This window comes from Bacillus sp. FS02 (assembly GCF_024398395.1).
Classification (GTDB): Bacteria; Bacillota; Bacilli; order Bacillales; family Bacillaceae; genus Bacillus; species Bacillus altitudinis.
This window is the reverse complement of record NZ_CP074101.1, coordinates 35465-53888: the sequence shown is the minus strand read 5'-3', so window position 1 is coordinate 53888 and position 18424 is coordinate 35465. Positions and strand designations below refer to the sequence as shown.

The following is an 18424-nucleotide window of genomic DNA, read 5'->3' as shown; positions in this document are numbered from 1 at the left end:
TGCCTTGCTATGTGATCAGCTTCCGAATGCCCCATTGAGCAATTTCAACCGCCTCTTGACTCAACAGATTGTCGATAGCGGCTCTCTGGCATTTTTCAATTCAGTTAAGTTAGCAGCTGAAAACTTTCTACCTGCTTTTGCGACTTCTTCAGGTGGATCAGTTTGGATCACCGCTAAGTCATCAGTAAGCAAAATCTCCTGTGTAATTTCCACAAAATCTTGCAGTGCTGACCTCACCTTGTCAGGATCATTCTCCAAGTCTTCATCGGTGTAGGAATCCCATTTAAACAAAACGGAATTCAGCGCATCTTGTGCAGCCCAAAACTCACGACGCATGTGGCCTTTGTCATATCGGTTCTTTACTTCTCCTTTAGAAAAGAAGTTTTTAAGCAAAGAAAAAAGCCCCTTCTCATCAGAAGCTGGCTCACGTTCTTGCTTTCCTATGTCTGCTGTTCCGGCCATTGAGTATCCGGTGATCTCACCCTTTTGAATCTGTTCCCAGATTTCATCAGATGCTTTTGTCACAAGGACCCACGATCCTTTCTTGATAACTTCACCGCCCATTTCAAAATCGGAAGGAGCGATATAAGATTCAACGACTTCCCCGACACCGCCTTGGAAATCATGCTGCTTGTCGATCTCACGTGCATCCTTCAGGAACCCATGAGCGAGCGGCTTTTTCAATTTCTTCTGGTGTCATGTAATCCCTATGTGCATCAGCTACGTTTGGTTCGTACACAATACCGTATACTAGACGCTGCGCATCATCAGCCTTCGCAATGACCTTGATCTCTTTTTAAAAGTCATTTTCTTTTTCTGACTTAACGAAAAAAAACTGCTTTTGATTAGCAGCTTTGTCTACGTATGAAACATGTGTGATTTTTGCATTAATCAATTCCCGTGGCAATTCATTAACCTCCTTTCAAAAGAAAAAAGACCTTCTTTAGAAGAAGATCTTTAATCAAAATTTATGCTTTGGAGACCCTTAATTATTTTCTTTGTTAAATCGTTATATTTTTTTGATTCTATATAAGATATATTTTTTGCTTCTTGATAATTATGAACCGCTACATTTCTTAAGCGTGCCAAATCTCTAAAAGCATCAAAATAACTTCTTTCCAAATAATTGTTTTCCACAAGATAACCCATTTTAGCAATAGGGGGATGGCGCATTAGGTGGTCTACTTCTAATTTATTTAAAACAGAATTCAATTCATCTTCAACTAAAAGCCAGGACATAACTACTGCTAAATAAGGAGCTTCCTTAGCTATCTTATTGATTTTAGGATTTGAATTATTATCCCCCACAGTAATAGAAGCGCCAAGATCATCACTTGAATTTTTAGAAGGGGACTCCTTATTTGTTGGAAAATCCTCAGCATCAGAATTGCTAATTTCAGATTCTTCTAACTCTGACTCGACTTTTTGAAGGCCTTGACTAAATACCGCTTCAAAATCTTTATATTTAAGTGAAGCGAGCTTCCACTCAGCTATCTTCTCAATTAATTGAGTAACAGGCTTTCTCAAACAATAAACTGCTATTAAAACGATAATAGGCCAGGATAAAGATTTAATTATTGACGACCAAAACTCCAACCAATCCATAACTTCCCTCATTTCATAAAAGTAATGAGGATATTATACTATTTCGTTCCATGTTTTGTAAGTGCTTATCTCTTCTAAAAAACATTCTAAATTCCTTTACTAATCCCATCGCAGTAAAATATTATTTAACTTTACTCTCAGTGGTTTTATCATTGCTTATATTTAGAGCTAGGTTTGCCAATGTCTCTTGCCTTTTATGTTCATCAGTTATTTGAGATATTAGAAAGTTGCTAAAATAAAAATGATGTGTGTTAACAATCCTATTATGAAACTCAGTTAAAGAGTTTATAGAATTAGTATGCATTTTCAAGTAAATAGCTCCAATAAAATTTGAGAGAATTCCTGCCAGTGCACCGGTTGCAGCTACTATTATTTTGTTTTGTGGACCACCCAACATATTTCCTGATATCAGATACAGTGTTATCCCTATAAATACAAAACCTAGAGTAATGCAACTGATCCCAACCCAAAACACAAAAGAGTTTTGCCTTAGATTAAGGTCATAATATCTTTTCAATTGTAAATCGTGTTGTTTGAATAGAGTCTCACTTCTATTTTTTAAGGAATCATCACTTTGCAGCAAGTCAATTTCCCTTTCAATATCGTATATCATTGTGGTTAGTCGTTGGTTTGGAGTGATATATGGCATTAAAATTATGAGTACACCAAACAAAGAAGTCATTAAGATCATCATCCCACTATGTTCCATTCTAATTTGAAGGGAAATACCTAAACCAAATAACATATAAAATAATCCAATTACAATGCAAATAACTTTTCTTCTTTTTGCCCTAAGTTCTAATAATGTCTTTTCTCTCTCAAGGCGTTTAAGATCGGGTTTTGTATCACTACTCATTGTCTCTCCAGGATTTAATGAATTATCCATTTTAATAACCTCTTTACTTTTAATATAAAGTAAAGATATCACAAAACAGAATGATTATATAATAATTTTTAGCATTACATACATTAATTTCATGTTAGATAATTCTCTCTCTTCTAATCTCTTCTTTTTCCTCAGCTGACAATCCGAGAATAACAGGACCAACCGCACAATGACAGTTCACACGCTCTTTAGGAGAAAGCTTGGTATCTCTCGGAAACATGCACCGCTCTCCGCTTCCTGGTATCTCAAATTCTTCATCCAAAGGAATGATCGTGCCGTCCAGCTGCACATGACTTTCTCTGGACTGATTCTTTTTTCCACCGCTATGCTTCCACTTCTTCCCCGTTACTGCCGGGGATTGAACATAGGATTCATGTTGAGCGACAGAAGAAGCGGTCAGCACTTCAGTTACAGCTGTGACACGTGCACGCTTCCGGCTGAATTCAGGAAGGTCCTTCAGCTCCAGTTCAATTTCTTGGATAGAGCGGCCTTCTTTTATTCCTTCCTTCAGCGTTTGCTCAATGGCCGTATGAATATTCAGCTTCATCAGCTGCGCCAACTCCTGCGACCACGATTCAATCCACTGTTCAGTTTTCTCAGAAAGCACCTTGAATGGAATATCAGCATCGATGGAATGCATAATCTTCTCGGCCAGCTGCGTGACGGTCAATGTCAGAAATATGGCCGTTTCTTTTCCAAACAGCTCCGCAAATTCGTCAGCTGCAAACAAGTCATTTTGAAAGAATGCTAGAATTGATTCTAACGTCTCCGAATCGTCCTTGGATATAAAAACCATTTAGTTCATTCAAAAACGTCCTGCGTTGCAATCTGAGAAGTTTTGCGGTGGTTTTCTCGTACTCTTCCACCAAAGAGGGTATATCCGTCAGTTCAGGGAAATCAGCTACAGCTGCTTCTAGTTCTTCAACCTCATCCGATTCCACTTTTTGCACAAAGACATTAATGCTTCTGATTAGCTGATCGACCTTGCTCATTTGCGGATCTCCTCCATTACATCTCTAAGGTCCTTGAGGATCGATACCAATTCATTCTGAGAACCTGCTGACTTTTGAAGAACCGTATCAAGAAAGCTTGTTGATGCCTTTGGCTTAGTCTCAATCGGTCTGTGATATTGTTCTTCAGGCCATTCTTCTAAAGTTTTTCCTAGAATACGGCCAGCCAGATCACGCAGGTCATTCGGTGAAACCGCTCCTGCTTGAATAAACGGTGTAAGAACCTTAGCAATTTCGAGCAGAACAGATCGAGATCAGGAAGAAAGAGTGTGTTGAACTTGCCAGTGATGATCATTCTTTCCGGCTGAAATACCTGCTCTTCCGTTGTCTTTCGAGCGGTATCTGTTGTAGCCTTGTTATAATCCTTTGATTCGCCTGTGTAGATCGGCGGCAGACGGAAAGAAGAACGTATCTTGTTTCTCGTCTTCTCGTCGTATTCAAGAAACAGCGCATCCTCCTGAAGAATCTCGGCCAGTTATTTTATTTCAACTTTCACAGGTGCAGGGTCTTCGTCATTGCTTACTTCGTCCTTTTTCTTTTTAGGAATCCCTTCGACTTCAAGCAAAAGAAACTTATGTGCATTGTCTGAACCTTCAATGCCGTTCATGTACTCTTGCAGCTGCTGATAGGAAGACTCGGACAGCATTCCATTTTCCACTGTAATAACTGCCGGCACATGCCGACCTTGTTTAAAGTACAGATAGTTCAGTTCTTCTGTCTTGCGTGCTCCGTACATTTTGACGATGTTACCAATCCAGCGAGGAACACCATATGTACCGCTGCCGCTCTGCTTGAAGTCCAATAACACCAAAAACCTTGAAAGGTATTAAGCCATTCAAGGTTTTTTTGTATAATCTCATTAAAAATGAACTAATTTGAATTCATTTTTGAAAGGAAATCTTGAAGAACTAATTTTACTGGTGAATTCGCAGTAGTAGCCAACACATTATTTACACGTTCTAAAATTTGAGGATGCTCCAATATCAATTTTTTGCCTTCCTCAATTGGAAAACTTCTCAATGTATCAATACAGATCTCAAATAGTTCTTTATCATTAGTATTCAACAAATCCATTAAAATTTTCAACTCATATTCATTGCACTCATTATCCAGACAATACGCAATTTTCCGCTGCCACTCTATTGGCTTATTGCGCACCTGATTTGATAATTCTTCCCAATCGTTCAGGCTAAAATCCGAGAGAATCTCACTAGCAATCAAACACCCGTCGTCATACCACGAATCTACCGTTGTATCAGCAGATAAAAGATTATCTAATTCCTTAAACACATTTAATACCTCCATTTAAATTAAAATCCTGATGGGCGTAAAGCATTTTCTGTACCTGTCGGATACCCGCTAGTTACATCTTTCCCCACTTTAATCACATCAATTTCTACACCATCAATACGTGCTCTATGCCAAGTTGCTCTATCTCTTAATCTTGATGAAATAGCTGCTGTATCTCCAACGTCGGTAATACTTTTGAGAATTTTCTCATCCTTCCAAGAATCAGGAAAGAGCGTGCTTTTTTTAATCTTAGAGATATTTCCATCAGAAAACTGTTTTGTAAATATAACATTTTTTGTACCATTCGCATTTGTTGATAATACTTCAACTGCAAATTTTTCATTATCATTATTAATTCTAGGCGAATGTCCACCTATTAACTGATTTTTGGGGACCTTCCGTTGTCCTTCTAGAATCTTAGCTTCAATTTCTGGACTAATTACAGTTCTTCTAGCAGAATCTCCACCTGCACCCTGAATTCCCACCTTTCCATGAAACCCTTTCGCCCCAAACGGCAAAAGCATCCCCAGCGCCGCATTCATACTCGCTTCCTGCTGTTCTTTCGAGACCTTGTTTCCAAACATATCTCGACCCGTAATCGCTTCACTGAAGCCGTTGGTCGCGGTGAGTCCATATAAGCCTTTTTGTGATGTTTTCAACGCATCGAAAGACTTCTGTGATGTCTTGTAAATGTCGACTGCTCTGACTGCGGCGGACGTGGCTTGAGTCGTTTTATAGACGGCTTTTCCGCCTTTGAAAATACGTCCTGCCCAGCCGACAATCGGGATGTATCCTGCTGCTGCCATGCCGCCTGCGGCGACTCGCTGGCCTGCGGTAAGTTCTTCACCTGTGATCGGATCGACACCTGTTGCGGCACGTTTTGCATCGTTCACGCCTGTCAGTTCATTGACGATATTTCCTCCGTAATCAAGAGCTTTTTCATACCAAGGACGGTTGGCGAGCGCTTCCTGTTCCTTTGCGATCTCGCGGGCTTCTTCTTGATCTTTTTTGATTTTTAGATATTCAGAAGTTTGCTTCTCAATATCGCTTTTCGCCTTGTAGATTTCGCTATTTTGATACGATTTCTTGTCAAAATTCATAGGCGAAATGGACTTTCCGTCATTTGTGGCATTGATCATTTCTGCGTACAATGCCATTGTAGCCTTCTCCTCAGTCTCTGACAAAGCATATTCATCTTTTAGATTTTGATCAAGTTCTATTAAATCTTTAACCGTTTTCTTCCGTTCATCTTCCGCATCTGCAATCTTTTCGTCAAAGGTTTTACTATCAAATACCTCCAGAGAAATGAGGTCATCAATATCTTGAAAAATCGTTTTGAGTGCCTTTTTTTGATCCTTCACGATGCTTTTGGCATTCTTGATTCCCATATGTACAGCGTTGTCTAAAAAGTGTTCTTCTACAAAGGTGTCGCCGCCAAAGTTTGTATCATCAAGTGTCCCAGAAACACCTTCATGAAAGGCTTTTTGTTTATCAATGAAATTAATAAACATGTCCACATTTCCGGCGAGTTCTTTGTAGAAGCTTTTAATGTTATCGGCACCTTTTCCAGTGAAGTCGTCACCGAGATTGGCAACACCTTGAAGTGCCTTTTTTAAATCTATCATTTGTTCGCGGAGTTCCTGATAGTGTTTTGCCCTTGTATCCATGGCACTGGTTAGTGCTTTTGCATCAAGTATCTTCCCCAGCAGAATTCACTCCTTCCTATTCATTGACAAGGTCAATTTTACCAACACGAAGTTTGTCATTAAATAGGAATAAAGATACAAAAACAGTACTTAATATGTAAATGATCAGAAGCATATCCTCGCTATTTTATTTTTCAAAGAAAAGCACCCCCTTAACATTGTGCTCTCTTAAGACTTAGACTTAAGCAATTGTAGCTCTTGGTCCATAATATCTGCTGCTTCGTTAATAAATTGAATGATCAAGTCTAAATCTTCTCGTTTGTATTCGTTTGTGAGCTGTTTAGTTGATGCCGATAAAGATTGAAAGAGTTCCTTCACTTGTGATTTCCCAGCCGTTAATGGAACAATGATGACCCTTCGCTTGTCTTTTGGGTCCTTCTCCCTTTTGACGTAGCCTGCTTTTTCTAACCGGTCAATGAGAGCTGTGACCGCACCTGAGCTAAGACCGGTTTTTTCACTTAATTCACCTGCTGTGAGTGGTCCAAGTTCGTTTAACAAATCTGCTGATTTGAGATCTGTTGGGAAAAGGCCGAGCGCTTGAGCGGCTGCTTGGTGAAATAGGACTGTTCGTGTAGCAAGGCGTCTCATCGTATGTATGATCTGGTCCGCTCGATCTTCTGCCTCGTTCTTTATTGACAACTTGTTCTCCTCCCTTTAAAATCAATTTATCTTGATCATCAAGATAAATGTTCTCTTACTTTATAATTAACTTGATCATAGCAAAAAAGTGAAGAGAACGTAAGCAGGAGGTAAATGAAATGAATAACGTGGATCATAAAGGCAAGGCATCCACTCGCTTTGTTGTCATCGGGTTGCTGTTAGGGATTTTTATGGCAGCGATGGACAACACCATTGTCGCAACAGCAATGGGAAGCATCGTCGCCGATTTGGGCAGTTTTGATAAATTTGCTTGGGTGACTGCTTCTTATATGGTGGCAGTGATGGCCGGTATGCCGATTTATGGAAAGCTTTCAGATATGTATGGTCGAAAGCGTTTTTTTCTGTTTGGACTTATTTTCTTTTTAATTGGATCTGCGCTGTGCGGCATCGCACAAACAATGGATCAGCTCATTATTTACCGTGCGATTCAAGGACTTGGAGGCGGTGCTCTTCTTCCAATCGCTTTCACGATTATCTTTGATATCTTCCCGCCAGAAAAGCGCGGGAAAATGTCCGGTATGTTTGGTGCAGTTTTTGGTCTATCCAGTGTATTAGGACCGCTGTTAGGAGCAATTATTACGGATTCGATCGGCTGGCATTGGGTGTTTTATATTAACGTACCAATTGGTATCGTCAGTGTGTTCTTGATCGCCAAATTTTATCAAGAATCGCTCGAGCATCGTAAGCAGAAAATTGACTGGTCAGGTGCCATTACACTTGTCGTTGCGGTTGTCAGTTTAATGTTCGCCCTTGAGCTTGGCGGTAAATCGTATGCGTGGGATTCTGTTCAAATCTTGACACTATTTGCTGTGTTTGTTGTCTTTGGCACCATCTTCTTCATTGTTGAACGGAAGGCAGAAGAACCGATTATTTCATTTTGGATGTTTAAAAATCGTCTGTTTGCGACATCTCAAATCTTGGCGTTTTTATATGGCGGGACGTTTATTATTCTAGCTGTCTTTATTCCTATCTTCGTCCAGGCGGTGTACGGTGAATCTGCAACAAGTGCCGGGTTCATTTTAACACCGATGATGATTGGTTCCGTGATTGGCAGTATGATTGGCGGAACGATGCAGACGAAAGTACCTTTTAGACGATTAATGACTATCTCTGTGATTTCATTTTTTGCTGGGATGCTGCTGCTTGCCAATATGTCGCCTGATACAGCAAGATTGTGGCTTACGCTCTTTATGATGATTTCAGGTTTTGGCGTTGGATTTAGCTTCTCCCTTCTGCCATCTGCTTCAATGAATGATCTCTCTCCGCGCTACCGCGGCAGTGCTAATTCTACCAATTCGTTCATGAGATCACTTGGGATGACTTTAGGCGTGACGATTTTTGGAACGATTCAAACCAATGTCCTGACAAATCGTTTAGCAGATGCTTTTAGCGGAATGAAAGGAGCTTCTTCTCAAGTTGGTGATCCACAAGCCATTTTCCAAGAGGGGGCACGCTCACAAATTCCGCCTGATATTTTAAATAAAGTGATTGATGCGATGTCACAAAGTATTACGTATGTATTTATGATTGCTTTATTCCCGATTGCACTTGCGGCGATTACGGTCGTATTTATGGGAAATGCACGAGTACGTACATCAAATGAAATGAAAGAAAGCGAATAATGTGAAAAAAGCAGAGCGATGCGGCTCTGCTTTTTTTCATCTTATTGATATAAAAGTTGGGCTTTTCCTTCACTGCCAACGATCTTTATTTTAGATGTGACCATGTCTTTGGCTGCTTGTTTTGCTTTTTGTAAATACATACGCGGATCTAAGCTTTCAGGTTCGTTTGAGAAATGATCACGAATCGCTTCAGAGTATGCATTTTTCAGTTCAGTGGACACATTGACCTTTGCCATACCGAGTGCGACACATCTTTTGACATCCTCATCTGGTACAGCTGAACCACCATGAAGGACAAGCGGCACATCGACAAGCGCTGCAATTTGTTCAATGCGGTCAAAGTCGATATCCGGCACCCCTTTATAGATGCCGTGGGCCGTGCCGATCGCAGGTGCTAAAGTAGGTACACCAGTTTCTTCTACAAATTGACGGCATTCTGATGGAATGGCTTTTTGAGCATCTTTTTCATCCACGACAATATCATCTTCTACCCCGCCTACCTTGCCTAACTCGGCTTCTACATTCACACCTACTTTTAAGGCAAGGTCCACCACTTCTTTTGTGCGGCGTACATTTTCTTCATATGAATGCATGGAAGCATCGATCATCACGGATGTATATCCCGCTCGTATACAAGTCAGAATCACATCAAAATCAGTGCAATGATCGAGATGAAGGCCGATTGGTATTTGGTATTGATCAGCTGCCGCCTTTACTGTATCTGCAATGGCTTTTGCGCCAAGCGATTGGACCGTGCCAACCGTTGTTTGCAAAATGACAGGTGATTTTAATTCAGCTGCCGTTTCGAGTACCCAGTAAATACTATCAAAGGAATGTACATTGAAAGCGACAATTCCGTATTTTTCTTTTTTTGCTGCTTCAAGCATAGGTGTTGTGGAAAGTAAAGGCATGGTCAAACATCCTCTCTCGTCAAAATATCTGTTTTTAATACAGCGAGCATTTCTTCATTTGTTCTTGTTTCGAGCAGTTTTTGCCGTTTCGTTTCATCCATTAATCCGCGTGAAAGAGCAGAAAGTGCTTGTAAGTGAGTGGTTCCTGCTTCACTTTTTGGAATGAGTAAGGATAAGAAGAAAAAGCAAGGCTTTCCATCAAAAGCGTCCCATTCGATTCCGGTTTCTGTACGGACGATGACGAGTGCCGGTTTTGTGATGGTGTCTGACTGTGTATGCGGAATGGCAAATCCATCTTGAAAGCCGGTTGTACTCAGAGCTTCTCTTTCAGCTAGTCCTTTTTTGACAGCCTCAGGAGATGTACAAATCCCTGCTTTAGAGGCAATGTCAGCTATGGCTGCGAAAACGCCAGCCTGTGAAGAAGCTGTTTCATGTAGATTCATATAAATATGTTCCATCATTTCTCTTCCTCCCTATTAAACTGCGGGTTTGTCTATTTTCTTGCGGTAAAGTCCGTATAGAATCGCACCTACAAGTGAGCCGATGAGTATGGAAAGCACCCACTGGAATGCGCCTGTGACGACTGGAAGGACAAGGAATCCGCCATGCGGAGCTGGAACCTGTACGCCAAAGAGATACGTCAATATAGCAGAGATGGCGGAACCAAACATGATAATTGGCAGGACAACGACTGGGTTTTTTGCTGCAAATGGAATGGCTCCTTCGGTAATATGAGTCGCTCCGAGAATATAGTTGATCATCCCAGCATTTCGTTCTTGTGGTGTAAAATGTTTTCGGAAAATCGTTGTGGCAATCGCAATGATAAGCGGTGGTGTGATACATGCTGCTGACACCCCTGCCATGAAGTAAAGGTTACCTTCTGCGAGTAAAGCCGTTCCTGTGACATAGGCTGCTTTGTTAAAAGGTCCTCCCATATCAAATCCACACATGGCTCCAACAATTAAACCTAAAAGCAATGGATTTGTGGATTGAACTGATGAGAGAAAATCCATTAATGAATTATTTAGCCCTGTGATTGGAACTAATAGCGGGGTCATGACAGCCCCAATTAAGAAAATACCAATGACAGGATAGATAAAAATTGATTTTAATCCGTCAAGTGATGCTGGTAATTTTTGAAGCAGGAATTGAAGAAGTACGATGATATACCCTGCTGCAAAACCTGCGATAATACCACCTAAGAATCCAGCACCTCCATCGTTTGCAAGCAAGCCACCGATAAATCCGACAACCATCCCTGGGCGCTTGGCGATTGAATCAGCGATAAATGCTGCTAAAATAGGTACCATTAAGCTAAAACCGAGTCCGCCAATGTTTTTCAAGTAGGCAGCAAACGGATGATACGTTTCATGCTGAGGATCAGCTGAGTAAATACCGAATAGAAAAGATAAAGCAATTAAGACCCCGCCTCCAACAACAAATGGAAGCATATGTGATACACCGTTCATTAAATGTTTGTAGATGATGTGTATCCACTTATTCGCTGACTTTTGTTGAGCTGATGAAGGCGCAGATGTTGTTTCTGTTCCAGAAGCTCTTCCTTTCACTTGATGAACGGGGGCTTCTCCATTGATAATGCCTTGAATCAGTTCGTTTGGTGTGCGAATCCCCTTGGCTACAGGCACTTCAATCAGTGGTTTGCCGTGAAAGCGATCTGTATTCACATCTTTGTCAGCAGCGACAATGACCCCATCGGCCTCCAAAATGTCTTGATCCGTTAAAGCGTTTTCAATTCCTACTTGACCATGCGTTTCAACTTTGATGTCGACCCCTAATTGCTCAGCTGCGATTTTTAATGCCTCAGCTGCCATAAATGTATGCGCAATGCCTGTTGGACAGCCAGTGGCAGCGACAATTTTCTTGCGGCTCATGTGAACTCCCCCTTATATGTTCTGAATGTGTATTTGCTCAATTAATGAATCAATGTCATGTAAATCACTTAACCCTTTTGAAAAGGCGGTAGATGCCCCTGTTGCAATGCCGTAGCGTAAGCATTCTTCATGAGGTTGTCCTTCCAGCTGTTTACTTAGGAATGCAGCAAGCATGGCATCACCAGAACAAGCCGTGTTTACGACCGTTCCTATTGGTGCATTTCCTTTTAATACGGCTTCGTTTGTAAGGAATAGAGCTCCTTCCCCTCCTCGGGAAATGAGTACTTGCTCTGCACCCATCTCGATCAGCTTTCGTCCTGATTCAACGAGTTCTGTTTCTGATAAACGGTGGGTTTTTCCAAAAAATGCGGCTATCTCTTCTTCATTTGGTTTTAGTAAATATGGTTTGTATTGAAGTGTTTCTAAAACCGCTTTAGAGCTTGTGTCTAAAATAAATTTCACGTTGTTTTGATGACAAATAGCGGCTATCTCTGAGAAAATGCTAGCAGGAACGCCTTTAGGCAGACTGCCTGACATAATGAAGATGCTGCCTTTTGGAATGGTCGAGATTTTTTTACGAAAGGCATCAAGCGCTTTTGCCTCAATAGCAGGTCCTTGATTCACAAGCTTGTATTCTTCCGTTGTGTTAATAAATACATTAATGCGTGTAATCCCATCCACTGGGATAAAATCAGTTTGAATGGAGAGATCGTTTAACGATTGTTCAATATATGAACCTGAAAACCCAGCAATAAATCCTAATGCAGTGCTGGTGAAGCCATATTTCTTTAGCATAATGGACACATTAACACCTTTTCCATTCGGCTGATAATCCTCATCTTCCGTGCGGTTGACTGTATCTGCCCGCATTTCTTTTAATGCAATATATAGGTCAATAGCAGGATTTAAGGTGCAGGTATAAATCAATTGGTTTCACCTTCTTTCTTTTCTCTAAAGAAAGTATCTCATACGATTCAGTGAAAATGTTTTCAGATTGTGTAAAGGTTTTCACGGTAAAAAGCCCCCATCATAAAGTGTGGAAGGCTTTTTGAGTATTTATTTCATCCGAATCACATAGGCGTCTAGTAAAATGCGGGCAATGACATGAAGCGACAGGCGGGACCTGACTTCATAATCTGGGAAGAATGATTGTTCCCCTTTATATCCGACGAGTGTCATATCTGATATTTTACTTAATGTAGAATCAATTCTAGTTGTGACTGTAATGGTCGTGACCTGCTTCATACTGAGGTTTTGGCAGGCTTCCACTAGTTCTGACGTTTCTCCATTTAATGAAACAAAGATGGCAAGTTCGTTTTTATCAATGTCACGCGATTTGAGCCGAATGATATTCGGGTCGTCATGAACTTCACATGTTTTTCCGATGAGCTGCAATTTGATGGTCATCTCTTTGGCGATCATCTCTGAAAAGCCTCTGCCAAAAATATAAATTTTGTCCGCATCATGGATCTTTTGAACCGCATCCTCAATTTGCCCAATACTTTGCAGTTGAATCGTCTTTAAGACCTCTTCTTCATTTTTTCGAATGGCTAGTTTGATGTCTTCGTCAATATTTTTTAGTTGATCACTATCATCTGTCATTTTCTTTTCTTGTTTCAATCGATATTTAAAGGATGTATAGCCGTTGTATCCGATTTTCTTCATCAGTCTGACAATGGTCGCTGTCGACACGTTGGCTCTTTCACTTAATGTGACGATGGATAAGGTGGAGATATCCTCTAAATGCTGGTGAATATAATGCAGTAAATAACGTTCTGTTTCACTTAACGTTTGATACACATCACTTGGTATATTAAATAATGGTTCATTCAATGCGATTCCCCCTTACTCATTTCATACTATAATTAAATGCCCTATGAAAACAAGGTGATTCTTTTATCCTGTATTTTTCATTGGGAAAGCTGGATGAGTGAAATTTTGTTTTTAACATAAACTAAGAAAAAGAACGGTTTGTGTGAAAGGAGTTGATCACTGTGCTTCAATTCTTGTTTTTTCTGATCCTTTTATATGTGGTGTATGTATTTTTGACCGCATTTGTCTTGTTTTATTTACCGTTTCAAAAAACATGTAAAGAACATTGCATCTATAAAGCCTCTTCTATCTCAGGAGACGACCAAGGCATAAATCAAGTCATGCTGCTTGATGACGGATTTGAATCAGGTCAAGTGAGAGTTCAAATGATTCGAGAGGCTGAAAAGAACATTCGTTTGAGTTATTATTCCATTCAAAAAGGAAAAACCGCCGAATGGGTGCTTGGTGCTTTAATTGAAGCGGCTGATCGAGGAGTAAAAATTCAGCTGTTGTTAGATGGCATTTGCCATAGCCTGCGTGGACCGCTAAAGCATTTGCGTTATGCTGTGGCGAATCATCCGAATATGGCCATTCGTTTTTATGAGCCTTTTCGTTTGTTCAAGCCATGGACGTGGCATAACCGCCTTCACGATAAGCTTCTTTTGGCAGATGGCAGGGTCGCTGTCATGGGCGGCAGAAATATTGGTGATAAATACTTTGCAGATCAGCCGCCGAAAGACTTTGCATATGACCGAGATGTGCTGCTCTACAACGCCAAAAAAGGAAAAGTATTAGATGAAATGGAACAGTATTTCGTTTATTTGTGGAATCATGATTTTACGAAAAGAACGAAAGATGTATTTTCCAAGGCAAAAGCGAAAAAAGGAAAAAAGCTAAGAAAACAGCTGCTTCGATCTTATCAGGAAGCCATTCGTACAAAAGAACCCTTTGTCATGTCCACATATGATTGGGCAAAAGACGCCATTCGTGCAAAACAGATTGCATTTTTCACAAATCCAGTGGAACGCTTAAATAAACGTCCGCTCGTCTTGAAAAAGTTAAACGATCTCGCACAGCGGTCAAAGCGTTCGGTTCTTATCCAGACGCCTTATGTCATACCGACACGGCCAATGAAAGACGGACTCACGCCATTACCAAGTGATATTCAAACGACGATCGTGACGAATTCTCTTACAGCGACACCAAACCCTTTAGCATTTGCAGGATATTTAAGCACGAAAAAGGAACTCATGAAAACAGGTGTTCATTTGTATGAGTATCAAGGTCCGTATTCAATTCACGCGAAATCAATGGTCATTGATGATAACTTAAGTATTATTGGAACATATAATCTAGATGCAAGATCCAGCTTTTTAAATACTGAATCGATTTTGGTGATTGATAGTGCACCATTTGCGTTATCTCTGACGGAAGCAATGGAACGAAAAATCGCTTATAGTGTTCTCGTAGCGAAAGATCGGACAGCATATAAAGCAAGCGACTACGGACAGAAAAAAAAGCCTTTCATGAAAAGGCTCCTTTTAACTGGTTTATCTACCATAACGGTTTTATGGCGGCGGTTGATTTAAATAAAAGGGCAGCTACTTTTGTGGCAGCCCTTTTTCTCTTGACTGCTCCTCTTCTACTGGTTCAAGCTTGGTTAACTTAAATACGAGGATTCCTGCCACAATGACAAGTACACCTAATAATTTTGTAAAAGAAAATGTCACTTTTTCTAACCCAAGCCAGCCAAGCGAATCAAATAGAAGTGCACAACCTAGCTGGGAGGTGAGAACAATCGAGATTCCATAAGTGGGACCGAGACGTTTGATGCTCTGAACAAGACAGATGACAACGCCTACCCCGATGGCTCCGCTTATCCAGTACCAGGCTTCCATATGCCTTAATTGAAACATGCCGGTTCCTTCTAACAAAAGACCCATTAAAAGTGAAGCGATAAAGCCCATTCCTAGAACTAGCGTCGTTGTTGACCAAGAGCCTGTATGCTCATTGACTTTACTATTAAAAATGGTTTGTAAGCTGACAAGTGCCCCAGCAGTGACAGCTAATATTATTCCTATGATCATATATAAGTCCCTTCGTTTCTTCTATTCATAAATGTTGTGTTCTGCTATTTCTAAAAGCCCTTGTTGATCACAAATCGTAATCTTTCCTCTTCGCCTTTCAATCAGCCCTTTTTCTTGGAACTGCTGAATGACCCGATTAATATGGCGGTAGCTTGTTCCAATTAAGCTCGCTGCATCCGTGAGGCGAAGCGTGCGTGCGTGCGCGTCATCATCACCTGTTAAAACAGACAATAAATAGCTTGCAAGCCTGACCTCTACAGGGTATAAAAGGTGGAAGCTTAAATCATTTGATTTTGTATAAAATTTGTTTGTGATGCCCTTGAGTAAAAAGGTTAAAACTCGAGGATCGTCCTTTGCATGCCGCATGAGGGCTTGATGAGAAATCCTGAGCATATGTACTTCTGTAACGGCTTCAACTGTATTGACCATATCTGTCTGCTGAACGTATTCAATATCTCCAATCGCTTCAAGAGGGTTTTTAAAGCAAAGAATAAATGTTTTTCCTTCTTTTGTGGTGGTGAAAATCTTTAATTTTCCTTTCACCAGCAAGTACATATACTCCCTTTTATCCCCTTTTGAACAAATCAGCTCACCTTGCTGATAGCGCCACAAGCTCACATGTGAGATGAGTTTTTGATGAAAGACATTCTGTAACTGATGCGTCTTCATATAAGAGGAAAAAAGGGATTCATCATGCAGCTCCTCCATCTGATACCCTCCTTTATAGTTTTAAGATGATGACGCCTGCAATCATTAAAAAGATGCCTGCATAATGGGGCCATTTCATTTTTTTCTTCTGAACACCAAACCATCCTTTTGCATCGATGGCAAAGGTAAACGCAAGCTGTGCGATAAGTAAAGCAGCGATGGTGAGTGTCACACCAATGATTTGAATGGCAGTGACCTCATTAAAGATAATAATGGCTGCAAATGCACCTCCAATTAAATAAAGAGGCTGCACTTTTTTGTATTCCTTAAAGTGGCCATCCCGTACGATGAGTAAAATGACGAGAGAGATGATAAACCCTGTCAGCTGCGTGATCGTTGCCGCCTGCCACGTCCCGATATCTTGACTAATTCTGGCGTTGGCTACGCCTTGCAGTGTAATACAAGCGCCTCCTAATAATGCAAAAATAACACCTTTCATTCGTTCAAAAGCTCCTTCTTTTTTCAGTCTAGTTTCATTAAATGATAGATGCCCTCATGTTGAAAAGGACATATGTCCCACTTTGCGTATTATATCAGAAACTTTTTCTCATGCAGTTTCTCCGTTTTAGATTTTTCACAGTGGGTACAGTTTTATATGAGCTGAAAACAGAATATTGGATTGAATCACATATAAAAAGGAGACATGTCAGAATGAGAAATCAAGAGAAACACTTTATTAATGGAGAATGGGTCGCATCAACAGGAAACGAAACGACGGAGGTCATTAACCCTGCGACAGAGGAAGTCATTGGCACCATTAGTTTAGGAACGAAAGAAGATTTAGATCAAGCTGTCAAAGCAGCTCGAGCTGCCTTCCCTTCTTTCTCAAAAACATCTCAAAATGAACGAGTAGAAATGCTGGAAAACATTGTGCGCGGGTACGAAAAACGCAAGGATGAACTTGTAGAAGTGATGACAAAAGAGCTTGGTGCACCGCTGAAAGTGTCCGAAGAAGTTCATTACAAAATGGGTTATGAACATTTTTCTAAAGCAGCGGAAGCACTGAAATCTTATACATTTACCGAAGACCGCGGTGGACATACGATTATAAAAGAGGCGATTGGTGTCAGTGGATTGATTACACCGTGGAACTTCCCGACGAATCAGACATCTCTTAAAATTGCGGGTGCCATTGCGGCAGGCTCAACAGTTGTCTTAAAACCAGCGGAAATTACCCCTTTTGCTGCGATGATTCTTGCAGACATTATTGATGAAGCAGGTGTACCGAAAGGAGTCTTCAACTTAGTAAACGGAACGGGTGACGTGATTGGTGACGGCATTAGCTCACATCCTGATATTGACTTCGTTTCATTTACAGGATCAGGTGCCGTCGGCTCTAAAATTATGGAAAACGCAGCGGACAATGTGAAGAAAGTAGCACTTGAGCTTGGCGGAAAATCCCCTCTTATCGTCTTAGACGATGCAGATGTGGACGAAGCAGCAGAAACAGCTATTCATCATATTGCAATGAACACAGGTCAAGTATGCTCTGCAGCTACACGTGTGCTGATTCCAGAATCAATGAAAGACAAGTTTGAAAAAGGGCTGCTGAACGCCCTGCCGAAGTTTACAGTTGGTGATCCGAGAGAAGATCACGCTACTGGTCCGCTTGTTTCTAAAAAGCAGTGGGATACGGTGCAATCTTATATTGAAAAAGGAATCGAAGAAGGTGCTACCCTTCTTGCTGGGGGAACTGGAAAGCCAGACGGAATCGATAAAGGATATTTCGCCAAGCATACCATTTTCACCAATGTGAAAAATGATATGACCATTGCGCAAGAAGAAATCTTTGGGCCAGTCATGAGTGTGATCACGTATCAAGACCTCGATCATGCCCTTGAGATCGCCAACGATACAGTGTATGGTCTTGCCGGGTATGTTGTTGGTCAAGATGAAAAAACATTAAAATATGTCGCTGAACATATTCGTGCCGGTCAAATCACCATTAACAATGCAGAAACAGATTACTTTGCCCCATTTGGAGGCTTTAAGCAATCAGGTATCGGAAGAGAATGGGGAGACTTCGGTATCGAGGAATATTTAGAAGTGAAAGCTGTGATGGGACTTCCAACGGCGTAAGTCAGGCGAAAAAGAGGAAAACGGTGATCCGTTTTCCTTTTTTTGTGCCCTCTCCCCTATTCATCCGTGTTTTGTCATTAGAAATCTTAATCATGACAATCAATATTATATATTTTACTTAATGGCAAACTTTCGGTAAAGTTCAAATTGAACCTA

15 protein-coding genes and 4 pseudogenes are annotated in these 18424 nt (G+C 40.8%); 3 read left to right on the top strand and 16 right to left on the bottom strand.

Annotation, left to right across the window (positions count from 1 at the left end):
* Positions 1-7: 7 nt before the first annotated feature.
* The 8 genes and pseudogenes from KFQ09_RS19500 to KFQ09_RS00220 form a co-directional block, all read right to left on the bottom strand.
* Positions 8-907: pseudogene (locus tag KFQ09_RS19500) on the bottom strand (XkdF-like putative serine protease domain-containing protein).
* A 50-nt stretch (positions 908-957) separates the two neighbouring features.
* Positions 958-1605 carry a hypothetical protein gene (locus KFQ09_RS00250; RefSeq protein ID WP_017367366.1) on the bottom strand — a complete coding sequence of 216 codons (648 nt, stop codon included), beginning with the start codon at positions 1603-1605 and terminating at the stop codon, positions 958-960.
* Between the two features lie 121 nt (positions 1606-1726).
* Positions 1727-2491: a TRADD-N-associated membrane domain-containing protein gene (locus tag KFQ09_RS00245; RefSeq protein WP_017367367.1), complete on the bottom strand. Its 765-nt coding sequence runs from the start codon at positions 2489-2491 to the stop codon at positions 1727-1729.
* Between the two features lie 94 nt (positions 2492-2585).
* Positions 2586-3483, bottom strand: a pseudogene (locus tag KFQ09_RS00240) (phage minor head protein).
* Positions 3480-4285, bottom strand: a pseudogene (locus tag KFQ09_RS00235) (phage portal protein); the annotation flags it as partial. The pseudogenes KFQ09_RS00240 and KFQ09_RS00235, both read right to left, overlap by 4 nt.
* Positions 4286-4371: 86 nt before the next feature.
* On the bottom strand, positions 4372-4791 hold the full coding sequence (locus KFQ09_RS00230; RefSeq protein WP_017367369.1) for a hypothetical protein: 420 nt from the start codon (positions 4789-4791) through the stop codon (positions 4372-4374).
* A gap of 20 nt (positions 4792-4811) precedes the next feature.
* Positions 4812-6458 (bottom strand): T7SS effector LXG polymorphic toxin, encoded by a 1647-nt coding sequence (locus tag KFQ09_RS00225; protein WP_255835912.1) that lies wholly within the window; start codon positions 6456-6458, stop codon positions 4812-4814.
* A gap of 207 nt (positions 6459-6665) precedes the next feature.
* Complete coding sequence (locus KFQ09_RS00220; RefSeq protein ID WP_052472197.1) at positions 6666-7085, bottom strand: MarR family winged helix-turn-helix transcriptional regulator; 420 nt, start codon at positions 7083-7085, stop codon at positions 6666-6668.
* Positions 7086-7255: 170 nt separating this feature from the next.
* Here KFQ09_RS00220 and KFQ09_RS00215 point away from each other — a divergent pair.
* Positions 7256-8777: pseudogene (locus tag KFQ09_RS00215) on the top strand (MDR family MFS transporter); the annotation flags it as partial.
* A gap of 43 nt (positions 8778-8820) precedes the next feature.
* Here the strand turns inward: KFQ09_RS00215 and KFQ09_RS00210 are convergent.
* From KFQ09_RS00210 to KFQ09_RS00190, 5 genes are all read right to left on the bottom strand, one after another.
* Entirely contained in the window at positions 8821-9690 is an 870-nt protein-coding gene (locus KFQ09_RS00210; RefSeq protein ID WP_041092770.1) for a class II fructose-bisphosphate aldolase, read from the bottom strand.
* A 2-nt stretch (positions 9691-9692) separates the two neighbouring features.
* Positions 9693-10151 carry a PTS sugar transporter subunit IIA gene (locus KFQ09_RS00205; RefSeq protein ID WP_039167830.1) on the bottom strand — a complete coding sequence of 153 codons (459 nt, stop codon included), beginning with the start codon at positions 10149-10151 and terminating at the stop codon, positions 9693-9695.
* Positions 10152-10166: 15 nt separating this feature from the next.
* Positions 10167-11582, bottom strand: coding sequence for a PTS fructose transporter subunit IIC (locus KFQ09_RS00200; RefSeq protein ID WP_255835911.1), 1416 nt, complete (start codon positions 11580-11582; stop codon positions 10167-10169).
* Positions 11583-11594: 12 nt separating this feature from the next.
* A complete protein-coding gene (gene pfkB, locus KFQ09_RS00195) occupies positions 11595-12509 on the bottom strand; it encodes a 1-phosphofructokinase (protein WP_251210678.1) in 915 nt (304 codons plus the stop codon).
* 129 nt (positions 12510-12638) lie between these two features.
* A complete protein-coding gene (locus KFQ09_RS00190) occupies positions 12639-13415 on the bottom strand; it encodes a MurR/RpiR family transcriptional regulator (RefSeq protein ID WP_007499235.1) in 777 nt (258 codons plus the stop codon).
* Between the two features lie 161 nt (positions 13416-13576).
* On the opposite strand from KFQ09_RS00190, the gene KFQ09_RS00185 reads away from it, so the two are divergent.
* A complete protein-coding gene (locus KFQ09_RS00185) occupies positions 13577-14983 on the top strand; it encodes a phospholipase D-like domain-containing protein (RefSeq protein ID WP_203144368.1) in 1407 nt (468 codons plus the stop codon).
* Positions 14984-14995: 12 nt separating this feature from the next.
* Here the strand turns inward: KFQ09_RS00185 and KFQ09_RS00180 are convergent, their stop codons facing one another.
* From KFQ09_RS00180 to KFQ09_RS00170, 3 genes are read right to left on the bottom strand one after another with little or no spacing between them, the layout of a single operon-like run.
* Positions 14996-15481, bottom strand: coding sequence for a DMT family transporter (locus KFQ09_RS00180; RefSeq protein WP_024718278.1), 486 nt, complete (start codon positions 15479-15481; stop codon positions 14996-14998).
* Positions 15482-15502: 21 nt separating this feature from the next.
* Entirely contained in the window at positions 15503-16189 is a 687-nt protein-coding gene (locus KFQ09_RS00175) for a Crp/Fnr family transcriptional regulator (protein ID WP_135008811.1), read from the bottom strand.
* Positions 16190-16202: 13 nt separating this feature from the next.
* Complete coding sequence (locus KFQ09_RS00170; RefSeq protein WP_008343684.1) at positions 16203-16628, bottom strand: DMT family transporter; 426 nt, start codon at positions 16626-16628, stop codon at positions 16203-16205.
* 212 nt (positions 16629-16840) lie between these two features.
* On the opposite strand from KFQ09_RS00170, the gene KFQ09_RS00165 reads away from it, so the two are divergent.
* Positions 16841-18268 carry an aldehyde dehydrogenase family protein gene (locus tag KFQ09_RS00165; protein ID WP_255835910.1) on the top strand — a complete coding sequence of 476 codons (1428 nt, stop codon included), beginning with the start codon at positions 16841-16843 and terminating at the stop codon, positions 18266-18268.
* Positions 18269-18424 lie beyond the last annotated feature (156 nt).

Excerpts from the sequence above, each read along its gene's own strand:
- KFQ09_RS00165 (WP_255835910.1), top strand. The coding sequence starts at position 16,841 with ATGAGAAATCAAGAGAAACACTTTATTAATGGAGAATGGGTCGCATCA.
- KFQ09_RS00245 (WP_017367367.1), bottom strand. The coding sequence starts at position 2,491 with ATGGATAATTCATTAAATCCTGGAGAGACAATGAGTAGTGATACAAAA.
- KFQ09_RS00210 (WP_041092770.1), bottom strand. The coding sequence starts at position 9,690 with ATGCCTTTACTTTCCACAACACCTATGCTTGAAGCAGCAAAAAAAGAA.
- KFQ09_RS00180 (WP_024718278.1), bottom strand. The coding sequence starts at position 15,481 with ATGATCATAGGAATAATATTAGCTGTCACTGCTGGGGCACTTGTCAGC.
- KFQ09_RS00225 (WP_255835912.1), bottom strand. The coding sequence starts at position 6,458 with ATGGATACAAGGGCAAAACACTATCAGGAACTCCGCGAACAAATGATA.
- KFQ09_RS00200 (WP_255835911.1), bottom strand. The coding sequence starts at position 11,582 with ATGAGCCGCAAGAAAATTGTCGCTGCCACTGGCTGTCCAACAGGCATT.
- KFQ09_RS00220 (WP_052472197.1), bottom strand. The coding sequence starts at position 7,085 with ATGAGACGCCTTGCTACACGAACAGTCCTATTTCACCAAGCAGCCGCT.
- KFQ09_RS00205 (WP_039167830.1), bottom strand. The coding sequence starts at position 10,151 with ATGATGGAACATATTTATATGAATCTACATGAAACAGCTTCTTCACAG.
- KFQ09_RS00170 (WP_008343684.1), bottom strand. The coding sequence starts at position 16,628 with ATGAAAGGTGTTATTTTTGCATTATTAGGAGGCGCTTGTATTACACTG.
- KFQ09_RS00175 (WP_135008811.1), bottom strand. The coding sequence starts at position 16,189 with ATGGAGGAGCTGCATGATGAATCCCTTTTTTCCTCTTATATGAAGACG.
- KFQ09_RS00250 (WP_017367366.1), bottom strand. The coding sequence starts at position 1,605 with ATGGATTGGTTGGAGTTTTGGTCGTCAATAATTAAATCTTTATCCTGG.